At 70.9% G+C, this 16,531-nt stretch carries 13 protein-coding genes; 7 read left to right on the top strand and 6 right to left on the bottom strand.

The annotated features are described in order from the left end of the window. Positions 1-320: 320 nt before the first annotated feature. The 5 genes from lysS to TMZ1T_RS09685 all read left to right on the top strand — a co-directional run bounded on the left by lysS (position 321) and on the right by TMZ1T_RS09685 (position 6,219). The gene (gene lysS / locus TMZ1T_RS09705; RefSeq protein WP_012585277.1) at positions 321-1,862 is read left to right on the top strand and encodes a lysine--tRNA ligase; all 1,542 of its coding nucleotides are present in this window, start codon (positions 321-323) and stop codon (positions 1,860-1,862) included. A gap of 64 nt (positions 1,863-1,926) precedes the next feature. Beyond that, entirely contained in the window at positions 1,927-3,861 is a 1,935-nt protein-coding gene (gene mnmC, locus TMZ1T_RS09700) for a bifunctional tRNA (5-methylaminomethyl-2-thiouridine)(34)-methyltransferase MnmD/FAD-dependent 5-carboxymethylaminomethyl-2-thiouridine(34) oxidoreductase MnmC (protein WP_012585276.1), read from the top strand. Continuing rightward, a complete protein-coding gene (locus TMZ1T_RS09695) occupies positions 3,858-4,982 on the top strand; it encodes a PAS domain-containing sensor histidine kinase (RefSeq protein ID WP_012585275.1) in 1,125 nt (374 codons plus the stop codon). Before mnmC ends, TMZ1T_RS09695 begins: the two co-directional genes overlap by 4 nt. After that, on the top strand, positions 4,979-5,641 hold the full coding sequence (locus tag TMZ1T_RS09690) for a response regulator (RefSeq protein ID WP_012585274.1): 663 nt from the start codon (positions 4,979-4,981) through the stop codon (positions 5,639-5,641). The genes TMZ1T_RS09695 and TMZ1T_RS09690 overlap by 4 nt, the downstream gene beginning before the upstream one ends. Positions 5,642-5,778: 137 nt before the next feature. Continuing rightward, positions 5,779-6,219, top strand: a complete 441-nt coding sequence (locus tag TMZ1T_RS09685) for a phasin family protein (protein WP_012585273.1) — start codon at positions 5,779-5,781, stop codon at positions 6,217-6,219. A 340-nt stretch (positions 6,220-6,559) separates the two neighbouring features. Here TMZ1T_RS09685 and gltX read toward each other — a convergent pair whose 3' ends face one another. The 4 genes from gltX to TMZ1T_RS09665 form a co-directional block, all read right to left on the bottom strand. Continuing rightward, a complete protein-coding gene (gene gltX, locus TMZ1T_RS09680) occupies positions 6,560-7,978 on the bottom strand; it encodes a glutamate--tRNA ligase (protein ID WP_012585272.1) in 1,419 nt (472 codons plus the stop codon). A gap of 115 nt (positions 7,979-8,093) precedes the next feature. Further along, on the bottom strand, positions 8,094-8,888 hold the full coding sequence (locus tag TMZ1T_RS09675; protein ID WP_004323766.1) for an ABC transporter ATP-binding protein: 795 nt from the start codon (positions 8,886-8,888) through the stop codon (positions 8,094-8,096). Between the two features lie 3 nt (positions 8,889-8,891). After that, positions 8,892-9,782 carry an ABC transporter permease gene (locus TMZ1T_RS09670; RefSeq protein ID WP_004323767.1) on the bottom strand — a complete coding sequence of 297 codons (891 nt, stop codon included), beginning with the start codon at positions 9,780-9,782 and terminating at the stop codon, positions 8,892-8,894. A gap of 98 nt (positions 9,783-9,880) precedes the next feature. Then, complete coding sequence (locus TMZ1T_RS09665) at positions 9,881-10,852, bottom strand: ABC transporter substrate-binding protein (RefSeq protein WP_012585271.1); 972 nt, start codon at positions 10,850-10,852, stop codon at positions 9,881-9,883. A 195-nt stretch (positions 10,853-11,047) separates the two neighbouring features. Here TMZ1T_RS09665 and TMZ1T_RS09660 point away from each other — a divergent pair, with 195 nt between their 5' ends. Together TMZ1T_RS09660 and TMZ1T_RS09655 are read left to right on the top strand one after the other, a co-directional pair. Beyond that, a complete protein-coding gene (locus TMZ1T_RS09660; protein WP_012585270.1) occupies positions 11,048-14,275 on the top strand; it encodes an error-prone DNA polymerase in 3,228 nt (1,075 codons plus the stop codon). 74 nt (positions 14,276-14,349) lie between these two features. Then, on the top strand, positions 14,350-14,598 hold the full coding sequence (locus tag TMZ1T_RS09655; RefSeq protein WP_012585269.1) for a hypothetical protein: 249 nt from the start codon (positions 14,350-14,352) through the stop codon (positions 14,596-14,598). A gap of 86 nt (positions 14,599-14,684) precedes the next feature. On the opposite strand, the gene TMZ1T_RS09650 is transcribed toward TMZ1T_RS09655, so the two are convergent. Next, a complete protein-coding gene (locus TMZ1T_RS09650; RefSeq protein ID WP_012585268.1) occupies positions 14,685-15,296 on the bottom strand; it encodes an acyl carrier protein phosphodiesterase in 612 nt (203 codons plus the stop codon). Continuing rightward, entirely contained in the window at positions 15,293-16,474 is a 1,182-nt protein-coding gene (locus TMZ1T_RS09645; protein WP_004305335.1) for an MFS transporter, read from the bottom strand. Before TMZ1T_RS09645 ends, TMZ1T_RS09650 begins: the two co-directional genes overlap by 4 nt. Positions 16,475-16,531 lie beyond the last annotated feature (57 nt).

Genomic DNA, 16,531 nt, shown 5'->3' with positions numbered 1-16,531 from the left:
GGTTCCGCGGGGAGTTTGAATCGACCTCTGTCTTATCGGTCCCCGCAATGGGGACTTTAGGATCGGGCCCGGGAGATCACCGACTCATGCTGCGGATGGACGCCGCCGCAGCCGATCGCGACTTGCGTCGCGCCTGCCGGAGACTCTCGAAACGGGGACGATCCTGGGGCGGGACCGCGGATTCGCGGACATCTCCAGAAGATTCCGTGGGTCCGGGGCGCGTTGCGCAATTGCCCCGCCTTGCCGGCCCTGCCACAATCACGCCTTTCGCACGCGGCCCGCTGCGGCGCATCCCCTTTCAGAGCTTCGACACCCAGATCATGTCCGACCAGACGCAGACCACGCCCCAGCCCCAGGACGAAAACCACCTCATCGCCGAGCGCCGCGAGAAACTCGCCGCCTGGCGCGCGAGCGGCGGTGCCTTCCCCAACGATTTCTCGCGCGAGAACACCGCCGGCAAGCTCGACGAGCTCTACGGCGACAAGGACGCCGAGGCGCTGGAAGCGACGCCGGTCGAGGTCAGGGTGGCCGGCCGCATCATGTTGAAGCGCATCATGGGCAAGGCGAGCTTCGTCACCATCCAGGACCTCTCCGGCCGCATCCAGCTCTACGTGCAGCGCGACGGCGTGGGCGAGGACGTCTATGCCCAGTTCAAGACCTGGGACATCGGCGACATCGTCGGCTGCGTGGGCACGGTGTTCAAGACCAAGACCGGCGAACTCACCGTCAAGGCCGCGGAGATCCGCCTGCTCACCAAGAGCCTGCGCCCGCTGCCCGACAAGTTCCACGGCCTCACCGACGTCGAGCAGAAGTACCGCCAGCGCTATGTCGACCTGATCATGAACGAGCAGTCGCGCTTCACCTTCGTGGCGCGCAGCCGCATGGTGCAGTCGATCCGCAACTACATGACCGGCCACGGCTTCCTCGAGGTCGAGACGCCGATGATGCACCCCATCCCGGGCGGTGCCGCGGCCAAGCCCTTCACCACCCACCACAATGCGCTCGACATGGAGCTCTTCCTGCGCATCGCGCCCGAGCTCTACCTCAAGCGCCTGGTGGTGGGCGGCCTGGAGAAGGTCTTCGAGGTCAACCGCAACTTCCGCAACGAAGGTCTCAGCCCGCGCCACAACCCCGAATTCACCATGATGGAGTTCTACGAGGCGTACGCGAACTACAAGACGCTGATGGACTTCACCGAGGGCCTGATCCGCCACGCCGCGCGCGAGGCGCTGGGCACCGAATCCTTCGTCTATCAGGGCCGCGAGCTCGACCTGTCGAAGCCCTTCCACCGCCTCACCATCGTGCAGGCGATCCGCAAGTACCACCCGGGCTTCACCGCGGAACAACTGGCCGACGCCGCGTGGCTGAAGGAAAAGATCGTCGCCTTCGGCGAGAAGGTCAAGCCGGGCGGCCTGGGCAGCCTGCAGCTGCAGCTCTTCGAAGCCTGCGCCGAGGCCGAGCTGTGGGAGCCGACCTTCATCATCGACTACCCGGTCGAGGTCTCGCCGCTGGCGCGCGCGTCCGACACCGACCCCGAGATCACCGAGCGCTTCGAGCTCTTCATCGTCGGCCGCGAGATCGCCAACGGCTTCTCCGAGCTCAACGACCCCGAGGACCAGGCCGCGCGCTTCCGCGCCCAGGTCGAGGCCAAGGAAGCGGGCGACGAGGAGGCCATGTATTACGACGCCGACTACATCCGCGCGCTCGAATACGGCCTGCCCCCGACCGGCGGCTGCGGCATCGGCATCGACCGCCTGGTGATGCTGCTCACCGACGCGCCGGCGATCCGCGACGTGATCCTGTTCCCGCAGATGCGCCCCGAGGCCGCTGCGGGCCTGGTCATCCCGGAACCCGAGCTCTGATCCCGGCGTCCGCCGCGCGGAGCGTCCCCACGCTCCGCGCCGGCGCCCTGTGCTTGCCCTCGCCATGCCGATCCATCCCGCCCGCCTCGAGCGCACGCCCGAGGGCGTGCTGTACTCGGGCGCCTTCGGCGACGTCTACCACTCGCGCGACAATGCGCTCGGCCAGGCGCACGCGGTCTTCATTGCGGGCAACGGCCTGCCGCAGCGCTGGCAGGGGCGTGAGCGCTTCACCATCGTCGAGACCGGCTTCGGCGCCGGACTGAACTTCCTTGCCACCTGGGCGGCGTGGCGCGAGGATGCCTGCCGCAGCGCCCGCCTGCACTTCGTCTCCTGCGAGCTGCACCCCTTCTGCCGCGAGGATCTCGCCCGCATCCACGCCGCCTGGCCCGAGCTCGCCACCTTTGCGGCCGAGCTGCGCGCGCAGTGGCCGGTGCTCGCGCCCGGGCTGCACCGACTGAACCTGGACGCGGGCCGCGTCACCCTGACGCTCTTCCTCGGCGATGCCGCCGACGGCCTCGCGCGCATCGACGCGCGCGCCGACGCGCTCTATCTCGACGGCTTCGCCCCGGCGAAGAATCCCGCGCTGTGGTCCGAGCGCGTCTTCCATCTGCTCGCCGGCCTCGCTGCCCCGGACGCGACGCTCGCCACCTGGTCGGTCGCCGGCCAGGTGCGCGAAGGCCTGCGCCGCGCCGGCTTCACGACCGAAAAGGCGCCCGGCTTCGGCACCAAGTGGCAGATGCTGCGCGGCCGCCTCGCACGCGAGGCCCGCCCGCTCGCTGTACCGGAGGCCGCGACCAGCGGTCGCCACGCGCTGGTGCTCGGTGCCGGCATTGCCGGCTGCACCGTGGCCGAGCGCCTCGCCGGGCGCGGGTGGACGGTGGAGCTGATCGACCGTGCCCCTGCGCCGGCCACGGGCGCCTCGGGCAACCTCGCCGGCGTGCTGCGCCCGCTGCCCAGCCTGGACGACAACCGCATGAGCCGGCTCACCCGCGCCGGCAGCCTGTACGCCTGGCGGCGCATTCATCAGCTGCGCGCGCGCGGCCTGGCGCTGCGCGCCGACGACTGCGGCGTGCTGCACCTGGGGCGCGACGCTGCACAGGAAGTCAAGATGCGCGCGGTGGTCGAACGCCTCGCGCTGCCGCCAGAACACTTGCGCTTCGTCGGCGTCGACGAGGCGGCGGAAATCGCCGGCTGCGCGGTCGCCAACGGCGGCTGGTGGTTCGCCGGCAGCGGCTGGGTGCAGCCGCCCAGCCTGTGTGCGGCCAGCCTGGAGGCGGCGGGCGGGCGCCTGCGTGGGCACTTCGGCCACACCGTGGCGCGGCTCGGGTACGACGGCGGCGCCTGGCACGCGCACGGGCCCGACGGCAGCACGATCGCGAGCGCCCCCGTGGCGATCCTCGCGCCCGGCACCGGCATCGCCGACTTCGAGCAGGCCAGCCTGCCGGTGGTGAGCGCGCGCGGCCAGGTCTCCCATCTGCCCGCGGTCGCGGGCAGCGCGCCGCGGGTGGTGGTGTGCCGCGGTGGCTACGTGAGCCCGGCGGTGGACGGCCTGCGCTGCGCCGGCGCCACCTTCGCGGTGGACGACCCCGACCCCGGCCTGCGCCCGCAGGACCATGCCGAGAACCTGCAGCGCCTGGAAGCCATGATTCCCGGCTTCGGCGCCGGCCTGGGCGCGGGCTTCGACCCCGATCGGCTCGATGGCCGGGTGGGGTTCCGGCCTGCCTCACCCGACCGCCTGCCGATGGTCGGGGCCCTCCCGCTGCCCGACCGGCCTCCCGCCTCGGCCGCCCGCGGCCTCGACGAGCTGCCGCGCCGGCCCGGGCTGTACGCGCTCTCGGGCTACGGCGCGCGCGGCCTGGTGTGGTCGGTGCTCGCCGCCGAGCTGCTCGCCAGCGCGCTCGAAGGCGACCCCGCCCCGCTCGAGCGCGACCTGGTCGAGGCGATCGATCCGGCGCGCTTCGTGCTGCGCCCGCTTGCCAGGACGGCGGTGCGCGAATGAGGTCGCCCCGGCTCGAAGCCTTGCGCAGCGCGCTCGAGAAGGCGGAGTTCCGCCTCGCCGCCACCCAGGACCTCGCCCGTGTCGGCGACTGGGAGCTCGACCGCCACACCGGGCGGATGTACTGGTCGCGCGAACTCTTCCGCCTCTTCGAGCGCCCGGAAGCGCTCGGCGTGCCCGACCTCAACGAGGCGCTCGGCTACTTCAGCCTGGAGTCGACGAATCGCACCCGCGACCTGTTCTGGGAGGCGATCGACAGCGGCCGACGCTGCGCCCTGGAGCAGGAGGTCCTGCTGCCCTCGGGCGAGGAGCGTCGCCATTTCACCGTGATCGTGCCGGTCGCCGACGAGACCGGGCGCGTGTTCCGCCTGTACGGTACGGTGCAGGACATCACCGAACGCCGGCGCCTGGAGGCCGAGCGCCTGGAGCATCTGGAACGCCTCGAAGAGCTCTCCCGCCACCTGGTCGAGATCGAGGAGCGCGAGCGCCGCGAACTCGCCAGCGCGCTGCACGACCGCGCCAGCCCCAACCTAGCCGCGCTGCAGATCCTGTTCTCCAGCCTGGCCGACGCCCTCCCCGAATCCGCCCGCGATGAGCTCGCCCCGCTGCTGGAGGACGCCTCGGCCCTGCTCGCCGACACCACCGCCGGCATCCGCGAGATCTGCACCAACCTGCGCCCGGCCACGCTCGACTACGCCGGCCTGGTACCCGCACTGCGCGAATACGTCGCCCAGTTCCGCGCCCGCACCGGGCTGGACGTGCGCGTCGACGCTGCGTCCGGCAGCCCCCCGTGCGCCCTCTCCCGCGCGACGCAGACGCTCTGCTTCCGCCTAGTGCAGGAGGCGCTCACCAACTGCGCCAAGCACGCTCGCGCCGGCAGCGTGCGCATCGGGCTCGGCGGCTGCGCCGGCGGGGTCCTGCTGCAGATCGGCGACGACGGCGTCGGCTTCGACCTCTCCCGTCTCGGCGAAGCGGGCAGCACCCCGGGGCTGGGCCTGATCACGATGCGCGAGCGCGTCGAGCTCGCCGGCGGGGACTTCCGACTGTATACCCGCCCCGGCGACGGCACCGTCATCGAGGTACGGCTGCCCGCCGAGCTCCACCCCGCGGAAACGAACCGATGAGCCTGCGCATCCTGCTTGCCGACGACCACCAGATGTTCCGCCACGCGCTGCGGGCGCTGCTCGCCCGCGACCCGGAGCTCGAAGTGGTCGCCGAGGCGGCGAGTGGCGAGGAGGTGCTCGCGATCGCCGATGCCCAGCCGGTCGACCTCGTGTGCATGGACATCGCCATGCCGGGCATGGACGGCATCGAGGCCACCCGCCGCCTGCTCGCCCGCCATCCGGCGCTGCGCGTGATCGGCCTTTCGGCCTTCGCCGACCGCCAGTTCGTGACCGACCTGCTCGCCGCCGGCGCGCGCGGCTACATCACCAAGGGCGAAGCCGGCGACGAGCTGCTGCGCGCGATCCGCACCGTGTGCGAGGGGCGCAGCTACCTGTGCCCCGAGGTCGCGGCGACGGTCGCGGATGCACTGCGCGACAGCCCCGGGGTGTACGCCGCCGCACCCCGGCTCACCGCGCGCGAGCGCCAGGTGCTGCAGCTGATCGCCGAAGGCCTGACCTCGGTGCAGATCGGCGATCGCCTGCACATCGCCGCCTCCACGGTCGAGGTGCACCGCCGCAACCTGATGCGCAAGCTCGACCTGCACAACGTTGCCGAACTCACCCGCTACGCGATCCACAGCGGCATCAGCCCGAGCGCGAGCCCGGGCGGCGCGGCTTGAACGCCTCCGCCCGCATCCGCGACTACCCTGAAACCGGTAGTCCAAACACTGCGAACGCTGTATATGCCCGAAACGGGGGGCCGCTTAACATCACAGGCTGAGAGATCCACCCGGCATCCTTTAGCGGAGACTTCGCCATGAACACCCATCCGGCCTTCCAGCAGTTCGCCCACTCGACCCGCAACGGCTTCGAGCAGTTCCAGGCCTATGCCCTGATCGCGCTCGACGCCTCCGAGAAGCTGTGCGCGCTCAACTTCGGCGCCGCGCGCGCGCTGTGCGAGGCCGCCTCGGCCGCGCCGATCGCCCAACCGGGCAGCGACCTGGAGGCCGGCTTCGCGAAGCAGCGCGAGACCCAGGGTCAGGTGCTCGAGCAACTGGGGAACTACCTGCAGCAGGTGAACGAGGTGGTGTCGGGCGCGCAAAACGAGCTGCTCGAACTCGGCAGCCGCCACTTCGAGGACTTCCAGGCCTCGATGCAGTCGATGCTGGAACAGGCGCGCAAGCTGGGCGGCGTCGAGGTCGTCCAGTCCGAAGCCGCCGAAGAGCCGCGCAGCCGCGCCATCCGCAAGGCCGCCTGAGCCCCCTGCACCGCCATCCCGACCGCCGCACTCGCGGCGGTTTGTTTTTGCGGGAGCAGCGCACGGACACGCGCCCGCGCCCGCTTTCACCGCTGCAATCGCGACTGGCGTCGCTCCTACGCACACCGCTGGGGTCACGCCTACGCAGCCCGCTGCCCTGGCGGACGCGCCTGTGGGAGCGATGCAAGTCGCGATTCGCGCCCGCAATGCCCCGCCGACACCCGTCGCAGCCGCGCCGACATGATCGCGACTTGCGTCGCTCCCACACGTCGTTCCAAGGGGGCGTGTAGGAGCGACGCAAGTCGCGATACGGCGCACGAACTCGCGCCTGCGGCTGCGTTCAGAGGCGGCGGTCGAGGCGCTCGAGCACGCGCCCGCGGCCGAGCACCTCCAGCACGGCGTCGATCGCCGGGGTCTGGGGCACGCCGAGCACCGCCACGCGCAGGGGAATCGCAACCTGCGGCATCTTCAGGCCATGCTCGGCCATGGTGTCCTTGATCGCCTGGCTCAGCGCGGCCCTGTTCCACTCGGCTGCGGCCAGGCGGCCACGCAGGCTGGCGAGGGCGGCCTTGGCGACGTCGGTCAGGTGCTGGCCGACCACCTCCGGTGCCGGATGCACGTCGGCGACGAACAACTCCGCGGCATCCGCCAGTTCGTTGAGGTTGGCGACGCGGTCCTTGTACAGCGCCACCACCGCCTCCAGGCTCGGCCCCGTCTCGGGGTTCACCTCGCGGCGCGCGAGGCGGCTGGCGACCTCGGCGGCCAGGAAGGCGTCGTCCGCCTTCTTGATGTACTGCGCGTTGAGCCAATTGAGCTTCTCGGTGTTGAACTGCGCGGCCGAGGGCGTGATGTGGTCGAGGTCGAACCATTCGACGAACTGCCGACGATCGAAGATTTCATCGTCACCGTGGCTCCAGCCCAGGCGCGCCAGGTAGTTGATCACCGCCTCCGGCAGATAGCCTTCCTCGTCGTACTGCATCACGCTGACCGCGCCGTGGCGCTTGGAGAGCTTGGAGCCGTCGTCGCCGAGGATCATCGACAGGTGGGCATAGAGCGGCACCTCGGCGCCGAGCGCCTGCAGCACGTTGATCTGGCGCGGGGTGTTGTTCACATGATCGTCACCGCGGATGACGTGGGTGATGCCCATGTCCCAGTCGTCCACCACCACGCAGAAGTTGTAGGTCGGCGTGCCGTCGGCGCGCGCGATGATGAAGTCGTCCATCTCGGCGTTGGCGATCTCGATGCGACCCTTGACGAGGTCGTCCCAGCTCACCACGCCTTCGGCCGGATTGCGGAAGCGCACCACCGGCTGCACGCCCGCGGGCGGCTGCGGCAGGACCTTGCCCGCTTCGGGACGCCAGCGCCCGTCGTAGCGCGGCTTCTCGCCCCGCTCGCGCTGCGCCTCGCGGAGGCGATCGAGTTCTTCGGGCGACAGGTAGCAGTGGTAGGCGGTGCCGGCCGCCAGCATCTGGCCGATGACCTCCTTGTACCGGTCCATGCGCTGCATCTGGTAGAACGGGCCTTCGTCATGTTCCAGGCCCAGCCACTGCATGCCGTCGAGGATGGCCTGCACCGCCGCGGGCGTGGAGCGCGCGACGTCGGTGTCCTCGATGCGCAGGATGAAGGTGCCGCCATGGCGGCGCGCGAAGGCCCACGAGAACAGCGCGGTACGCGCGCCGCCGATGTGGAGGTAGCCGGTGGGGCTGGGGGCGAAGCGGGTACGCACGGGGGTACGGACGGGGCGGGAAGCGGAGGTCATCGTTGCTTTCGGTCGTGTTTCGTTTGAATTCGGGGATCAGGCGGGTCGCTTGGCCAGCCGGTGCGCGGAAGAGGCCCCGCCCCAGGCTCTTGGCCCCGAGACTCGACCCGGGGAATCAGCCCAGCAGCAGCGCGTCGTCGTCGATCTTCTCGCCGCGCACCTTCTCGAACATGTCGAGCAGGTGATGCACGTCGAGGCCCTCGCGTTCCTTGCCGGAGACGTCGAGCACGACGCGGCCCTGGTGCAGCATCACGGTGCGCTGGCCGACGTCGAGCGCCTGGCGCATCGAGTGCGTGACCATCATCGTGGTGAGCTTGTGCTCGGCGACGATGCGCACGGTCAGTTCCAGTACGAAGGCCGCGGTGCGCGGATCGAGCGCGGCGGTGTGCTCGTCGAGCAGCAGCAGGCGCGAGGGCTGCAGCGCCGCCATCAAGAGGCTCACCGCCTGGCGCTGGCCACCGGAGAGCAGGCCGATGCGGTCCGAGAGGCGATTCTCCAGGCCGAGACCCAGCGTGGCGATCTGCGCGCGGAACTCCTCGCGCAGCGCCGGCTTGACCGCGAACGAAAAACCCCGGCGCTCACCGCGCATCTTGGCGAGCGCCATGTTTTCCTCGATGGTGAGATCCTCGCAGGTGCCGGCGAGCGGGTCCTGGAACACCCGCGCGACGTGGCGCGCACGCCCCCACACCGGCTGGCGGGTCATGTCGATGCCGTCGATCTCGATCGTGCCGCTGTCGACCTTCTGCTCGCCGGAGACGGCATTCAGGAAGGTCGACTTGCCGGCGCCGTTGGAACCGATCACGGTGACGAACTGCCCGGTCGGGATCTCGAGCGACATGCCGCGCAGGGCCTGGGTCTCGATCGGCGTGCCAGGGTTGAAGGTGAGACGAAGGTCGGTTGCTTTCAACATATTTCAGCTCACCCTTTTTCCGGACCAGTGCGCGCGCAGGCGCGGCACCACCAGCGCGACCGTCACCAGCACCGCGGTGACGAGGTTGAGGTCCTGCGCCTGCAGGCCGATGAAGTCGGAATTGAGCGCGAGCGCGATGAAGAAGCGATACACGATGGCGCCAACGATCACCGCGATCGTCGCCAGGTAGAGCTTGCGCGAGGGCAGCAGGCTCTCGCCCACGATCACCGCCGCGAGACCGATGACGATCGTCCCCACGCCCATCGAGATGTCGGCGCCGCCCTGGGTCTGCGCGAACAGCGCCCCGGCCAGGCCCACCAAGGCGTTCGACAGGGCCATGCCGGCCAGGATCGCCATGCCGGTGTTGACGCCCTGCGCGCGCGCCATGCGCGCGTTCGAGCCCGTCGCGCGGATCGCCAGGCCGCTCTGGGTGGCGAAGAAACCGTCGAGCGCGAGCTTGACCGCCAGCACCACGAAGACGAGCAGCAAGGGCCGGAACACGTAGTCGGCGAGCGCCTCGGGCTGCAGCAGGTTGAACACGGTGGGTTCGGTGATCAGCGGCACGTTGGGCTTGCCCATGATGCGCAGGTTGATCGAGTACAGGGCGATCATCATCAGGATGCTGGCGAGCAGGTCCATGATCTTGAGGCTGACGTTGAGCCAGCCGGTGATCAGCCCGGCGATCGCGCCGGCGAGCGTCGCCGCGATGGTCGCGGTGAAGGGGTCGTGGCCGGCGGCGATCATGGTCGCGGCGACGGCGCCACCGAGCGGGAAGCTGCCATCCACGGTGAGGTCGGGAAAGCGCAGCAGCCGGAAGGAGATGTACACGCCGAGGGCGACGAGGCTGAAGATCAGGCCGATCTCCAGCGCCCCGAGCAAGGTGTAGAGCGACATTGGGGGATTACCGTTGGTGAGGATCGAGCGGAACGCGCGCCGGGACGCGTCCCCCGCGGCCGGGCATCGACGGCCGCGCGGGGATGCGGGCGACCCGCTTACTGGACGACCTTGGCAGCCGACTTGACGAGGTCTTCCGCCAGGGTGATGCCCTGCTTCTGCGCCGCAGCCGGGTTCACCTGCAGCGACAGCTTGTTGCTGGTCTCGGAGGCGATCGCACCGGGCTTCTCACCCTTGAGGATGCGAACCACGATCTCGCCGGTCTGCACGCCGAGCGCCTTGTAGTCCATGCCGTAGGCCGCGACCGCACCGCGCGCCACGCTGTCGGTGTCGGCGGCCACGAGCGGGATCTTGGCGTCCATGCCCACCTTGACCAGGGCCTCGTAGGCCGACACGACGTTGTTGTCGGTGCTGGTGTAGAACACGTCGGCCTTGCCGATCAGGCTGCGCGCCGCCGAGCCGACGTCCACCGAGCGCGGCGCCGCGGCTTCGACCAGGCTCAGGCCGTGCTTGGGCAGCAGCTCGCGCAGCTGCTCGACCACGACCACCGAGTTGGCCTCGCCCGGGTTGTAGACGATGCCGACACGCTTGGCGGCGGGCACGACGCGCTTGATCAGCTCGACCTGCTTGCCGAGCTCGAGGGCATCCGACACCCCGGTGACGTTGGTGCCCGAGGGCTGCATCGAGGGCACCAGCTTGGCCACCACCGGATCGGTCACCGCCGAAAACACCAGCGGGATGTCCTTGGTCGCGGCCGCGACGGCCTGCGCCGAGGGGGTGGCGATCGCGACGATCACGTCGGCCTTGTCGCCGACGAACTTGCGTGCGATCTGCGCCGCGGTGCCGGTGTTGCCCTGGGCGCTCTGATACTGCCACTTCAGGTTCTTGCCGTCCTCGTAGCCGGCCGCGGCCAGCGCCTCCTTGACCCCGTCGCGCACCGAATCGAGCGCGGGATGCTCGACGATCGCGGTGATGGCGACCGACTTCTGCTGTGCGTACGCCGGCATCGCCATCGCGAACGCGAGCGCCAGCGCGCCGAACAGGACCTTGCGGGACAGGGGGAAGGACATGGAGGTCTCCTTGGCAGCCTTGCGGCCGGGAATTCTTCGAAAAAGGCACCAGGCCGGCATCTTGGCCAGCACGGTGTTGCAAAGGACGCGAGTTTAACAGCAGGTCCGGATTGCGCGATTGCGGTGGACCCGCAATCGCCGTGGAGGACACTCGCCCGACTTGCCTGATGAACTGTATTTTTATACAGTCAAAACATGCTTCCCGCCTACGCCGAACTCCACTGCCTGAGCAACTTCAGCTTCCAGCGCGGCGCCTCGCACCCCGAGGAGCTCGTCGCGCAGGCGGCAGCCTTCGGCTACAGCGCGATCGCCCTCACCGACGAATGCTCCTTCGCCGGCGTGGTGCGCGCCCACCGCGCGCTGCAGGCCCTGCCCGAAGCCGGCCGGCCGCGCCTGATCGTCGGCTGCGAGCTGCGCCTCGCCGACGGGCCCTGCCTCGTCCTGCTCGCCGCCGATCGCGCCGGCTACGGCCGGCTCTCGCGCCTGCTCACCCAGGCCAGGCGGAGCGCCGACAAGGGCCGCTACCACCTCACGCGCGCGATGCTCGACGCCACCCGCGCAGACGAGGCGGCCGCCGAAGCCCTGCCCGGCTGCCTGGCGCTGCTGATCCCACCCGAGGAATTCCCGCCGCCGGGTGCCGCCGGCGACGCGGCCGTCGCCCTGCGCAGCGAAGCGCGCTGGCTGGCGAAGCGCTTCCCCGGACGCTCCTGGATCGCCCACACCCCGCGCCTGGACGGACGCGATCCCGCCCGCCTGCACTGGATCCTGCGCATCGCCCAGGCCACCGGCGTCCCTGCGGTCGCCGCCGGCGGCGCGCTCATGCACGAGGCCGCGCGGCGCCCGCTCGCCGACGTGATGAGCGCGCTGCGCCTGCACTGCAGCGTGGCCGAGGCCGGCCTGGCGCTCGCGCCCAATGCCGAGCTGCGCCTGCACGAGCGCGCGACCCTCGCCCGCCGCCATCCTCCCGAGCTGCTCGCCGAGACCGTGGCGGTGGCGGCGCGCTGCCGCTTCGACCTCGACGAGCTGCGCTACGAGTACCCCGCCGAGCTCGTCCCCGCGGACGAGACCCCGACGCGCTGGCTGCGCCGGCTGGTCGAGGGCGGGCTGGCCTGGCGCTACGGCAAGGCCGGCAAGGAGCGCCGCGCAGCCGCGCCTGCCACGATCGCGGCCGCACCGCCACCGGCCGAAGACCCCGCCCCGCCCACGGTGCGCGCGCAGATCGAGCACGAGCTCGCGCTCATCGCCGAGCTCGGCTACGAGCCCTACTTCCTCACCGTGCACGACATCGTGCGCTTCGCCCGCGAGCGCGGCATCCTGTGCCAGGGCCGCGGCTCGGCGGCCAACTCGGTGGTGTGCTGGGCACTGGGCATCACCGAGGTCGATCCGCAGCTGGGCATCATGCTGGTCGAGCGCTTCATCTCGCGAGAGCGCGACGAGCCGCCCGACATCGACGTCGACTTCGAGCACGAGCGCCGCGAGGAGGTCATCCAGTACCTCTACCGCAAGTACGGCCGCGAACGCGCCGCGCTCGCCGCCACCGTGATCCGCTACCGCGCACGCAGCGCGCTGCGCGACGTCGGCCGCGCGCTCGGCCTCGACGAGACGCAGATCGAGCGCCTCACCCGCGAGCACCACTGGTTCGACGGCCGCCACATCCTGCCCGAGCGCCTCGCGGAGGCCGGGCTCGACCCCGCCAGCCCGGTCACGCAAAGGCTGGTCGCACTCACCGAGGAACTCATCGGCTTTCCGCGCCACCTCTCCCAGCACGTCGGCGGCTTCGTCATCGCGCGCGGCCGGCTCGACGAGCTGGTGCCGGTGGAGAACGCCGCCATGTCCGATCGCACCGTGATCCAGTGGGACAAGGACGACCTCGACGCGGTCGGCCTGATGAAGATCGACGTGCTCGCGCTCGGCATGCTGTCGGCGCTGCGTCGCGGCCTCGCCCTGGTGTCGGCATGGCGCGGCGAGGCGCTGACGCTGGCGACCATCCCGCGCGAACGAAAGGAGGTCTACGAAATGCTGTCGCGCGCCGATTCGGTCGGCGTGTTCCAGGTCGAGTCGCGCGCGCAGATGACCATGCTGCCGCGCCTGAGGCCGCAACGCTTCTACGACCTGGTGGTGGAAGTCGCGATCGTGCGCCCCGGCCCGATCCAGGGCGGCATGGTCCATCCCTACCTGCAGGCGCGCGAGCGTGCGGCGCGCGGCGAGGATCCGTTGGACGGCCTGCGCGAAGAGATCCGCGGTGTGCTGGCGCGCACGCTGGGCGTGCCGATCTTCCAGGAGCAGGTGATGCAGCTCGCGGTGGTCGCGGCCGACTTTACCGGCGGCGAGGCCGACCAGCTGCGCCGCGCGATGGGTGCCTGGCGGCGCAAGGGCGAGCTCGAGCGCTACCGCCAGAAGCTGCTCGACGGGCTGGCGAACAACGGCTACGACCCCGACTTCGCCCAGCGCCTGTGCCAGCAGATCGAGGGCTTCGGCAGCTACGGCTTTCCCGAATCCCACGCCGCCAGCTTCGCGCTGCTGGTGTATGCCTCGGCCTGGCTCAAGTGCTTCGCGCCCGCGGCCTTCCTCGCCGCGCTGCTGAACAGCCAGCCGATGGGCTTCTACGCGCCCGCGCAGCTGATCCAGGACGCCCGCCGCCATGGGGTGGAGGTGCGCGCGGCGGACGTCGGCGCCAGCGCGTGGGACTGCATGCTGGAGACCGCCGACGGCGCGCAGCCCGCGGTGCGCCTCGGCCTGCGCATGATCCGCGGCCTCGGCCGCGAGGCCGCCACGCGCATCGCCGCCGCGCGTGGCGAACACGCCTTCGCCGACACCCGGGACCTCGCCGCGCGCGCGCGGCTCGACACCGGCGAGCTGCGCACCCTCGCCGCCGGCGGTGCCCTCGCCAGCCTCGCCGGTCATCGCCGCCAGGCCCTGTGGCAGGCGAGCGGCGCCGCGCCCCTGCCCGGCCTGCTCGCCGAAGCCCCTGGCGGCGACGTCGCCGCCACGCTGGACGCCCCCGCCGAGGCCGAAGACCTGCTCGCCGACTACGCCCGCCTCGGCTTCACCCTCGGTCGCCACCCGCTCGCCTTCGTGCGCGAGCAGCTCGCCCGCCTGCGCTTTCTCACCGCCGCCGACATCACCGCCGCGCCCGACCGCATGCTCGCCCGCGGCGCCGGCCTGGTCACCTGCCGCCAGCGCCCCGGCACCGCGAAGGGCACGCTCTTCCTCACCCTGGAAGACGAGACCGGGCTCACCAACGTGATCGTCCGCCCCGAGCTCTTCGAACAGCAGCGCCGCATCCTGCTCGGGGCGCGCCTGATGGGCGTGTTCGGCCAGATCCGCCGTCAGGGCCGGGTCGTGCATCTGGTGGCGAGCCGGGTGGTCGACCACTCGCCCCTGCTCGGCAGCCTCGCCGCGCGCAGCCGGGATTTTCACTGACGGCCCGTACGCGCCTCCTACCCGCCGGTGCTATCCTTTCCCCCGTTGCGATTCCGGTTCGAGGAGCCTCTTCCATGAACGCGCACAAGATCGACGACCCCTTCGGATTCCGCGAACACCCGGGCGTGTACGACACCGGCACGGGAGCGATCAAGACCGTCGAAGCCAACCGCGGCATCCCCGGCATCGAGCGCGTCGTCATCCGCAGCTATTGCGGGCGCACGCAGGACAACCGGGTTTTCTATCGCCTCAGCGCCGACCGCAGCCGCGAGTTCGCCACCCTGGCGGAGGCCTTCGCCGCGCGCCCGGTGCACCTGACCTGAGGCGGCGCGACACCACCCGGCCCAGTTCGCGTGGTGACGTGGCTTCGCCCCACCTCGCTCGCAGCACTTCGCTCACGCCGCGTCGTTCAAGCCGGCCCGGCGCCCTCCACGCGCTCGCGCCCGTCCCGCCACTCCGCCACGAAACGCCGGGCATCCGGCACCCAATCGGCGAAATCCTGCGCGAAGCCCGCCGGGTCGGCCACGAACTCCACCTCCGCGCCCGCGAGCGGGTTGGGCTGGCGCGCCCGCCGGCCCATGCGCGCGAGCACGTCGGCGATGCCCTCCAGCCCGGCGTAGCTGCCCAGCCAGTCCTCGCGCGCCATCCGCTCCAGCGCAAGGTGGGCCGGCGCGGGCAGGTCCGCCCTGCGCGCCGCGAGCTGCCGGTACACCCCGGCGCAATAGGGCGCCAGCGCCCCTTCCCCATGCTCCGCCCAGTCGCGCGCCAGCAGGTGGTCCCAGAAGATGTCGACCAGCACCCCGGCGTAGCGCCGCCGCGCCGCCGACACGCGGGCGCGGCTGGCGCGGAAGGCCGGGTGGGTCTCGGCGAAGGCGTCGATCGCGCGGTGCAGCGCCACCCCGCGCGCGAGGTCGGCGGGCAGCGCGCCCGGAAGTGTCCCCTTGACCCAGTCCCCGAAGACCCCGCCCACCACCAGCGCGGGCGACTCTCCGGCGAGCCAGGCGTGGGCGAGGAAGTTCATGCGCCCTGCCCGTCCGCCGCACGCCGCCGCAGCAGCGCAAGCCACCCCAGCGCCGCGGCGGTAAGCGCGAGCGGCGCGATCGAGCCCACGTTGAGCAGATTCCAGCCCTGCGTCGTCACCAGCGCGCCCGAGGCGAAAGAAGTAAACGCCATCACCGCGAACACCACGAAATTGATCGCCGCCTGCGCCTTGTCCTTCTCCTCCGGCCGGTAGGCTTCCATCGACAGCGTGGTCGCGCCGGTGAACAGGAAGTTCCAGCCCACGCCGAGCAGGAAGAGCGCGAGCAGGAACTGGTGCAGGTCCTGGCCCGAGAGCGCCACCGCCACGCAGGCGAAGTTCAGCACCACGCCCACGCCCATGATGCGCAGCACGCCGAAGCGCTTGATCAGGTGGCCGGTGAAGAAGCCGGGCGCGAACATGCCGATCACGTGCCACTCCAGCACCAGCGCCGCGTCCGAGAAGGGCATGCCGCACACGTCCATCGCCAGCGGCGTGGCCGCCATCAGCAGGTTCATCACGCCGTAGCTCATCGCCGCGGCCAGCACGGACACGATGAACACCGGCTGGCGCAGGATCTCGCCCAGCGGCCGTCCGCCGTCGGCACCCGCCTTCTTCACCGGCTGCGGCGGAAACCGGATTCCGGCCATCACCGCCATCGACACCAGCGCCACCACCGCGAGCGCGAGATAGGAGCCGAGGAAGGGCACGGCCATCGCCTCGCGCGTGTGGTTGGCGAGGTTGGGACCGATCACCGCACCGATGAGGCCGCCTGCCAGCACCAGCGACACCGCCTTCTCGCGGAAGGACGACGGCGCCAGCTCGCCGGCGGCGAAACGGTAGAGCTGGCCGTTGGCGCTGTAGTAGCCGGCGACCACCGTGCCCGCCACGAGCAGCCAGAAGCTGCCGAGCGACAGCGCGAAGGCGCACAGCAGCGCGGTCAGGAAGGCCACCAGCAGGCCGAGCTGAAAGGAGACCTGCCGCCCCCAGCGCCGCTGGCTGCGCGCCACCAGCCCGGTCGACAACGCCCCGCCCACCACGTAGCCCATCACCGGCAGCGTCGCCATCCAGCCCACCGGCGCCAGGCTGAAGCCCACCAGGCCGTTGATGGCGATGAACACCACGTTGTTGGTCAGGAACAGGCCCTGCGCGATCGCGAGCAGCCAGAGATTCTTCTTCATCGTTGAATGCTTATGTACACGAGAGGCTGAACTCTACTCGTTCTGTCCGAGCCACGC

The sequence above is a fragment of the Thauera aminoaromatica genome, assembly GCF_000021765.1.
GTDB classification, from domain to species: Bacteria; Pseudomonadota; Gammaproteobacteria; order Burkholderiales; family Rhodocyclaceae; genus Thauera; species Thauera aminoaromatica.
This window is presented reverse-complemented; position numbering and strand designations above follow the sequence as displayed.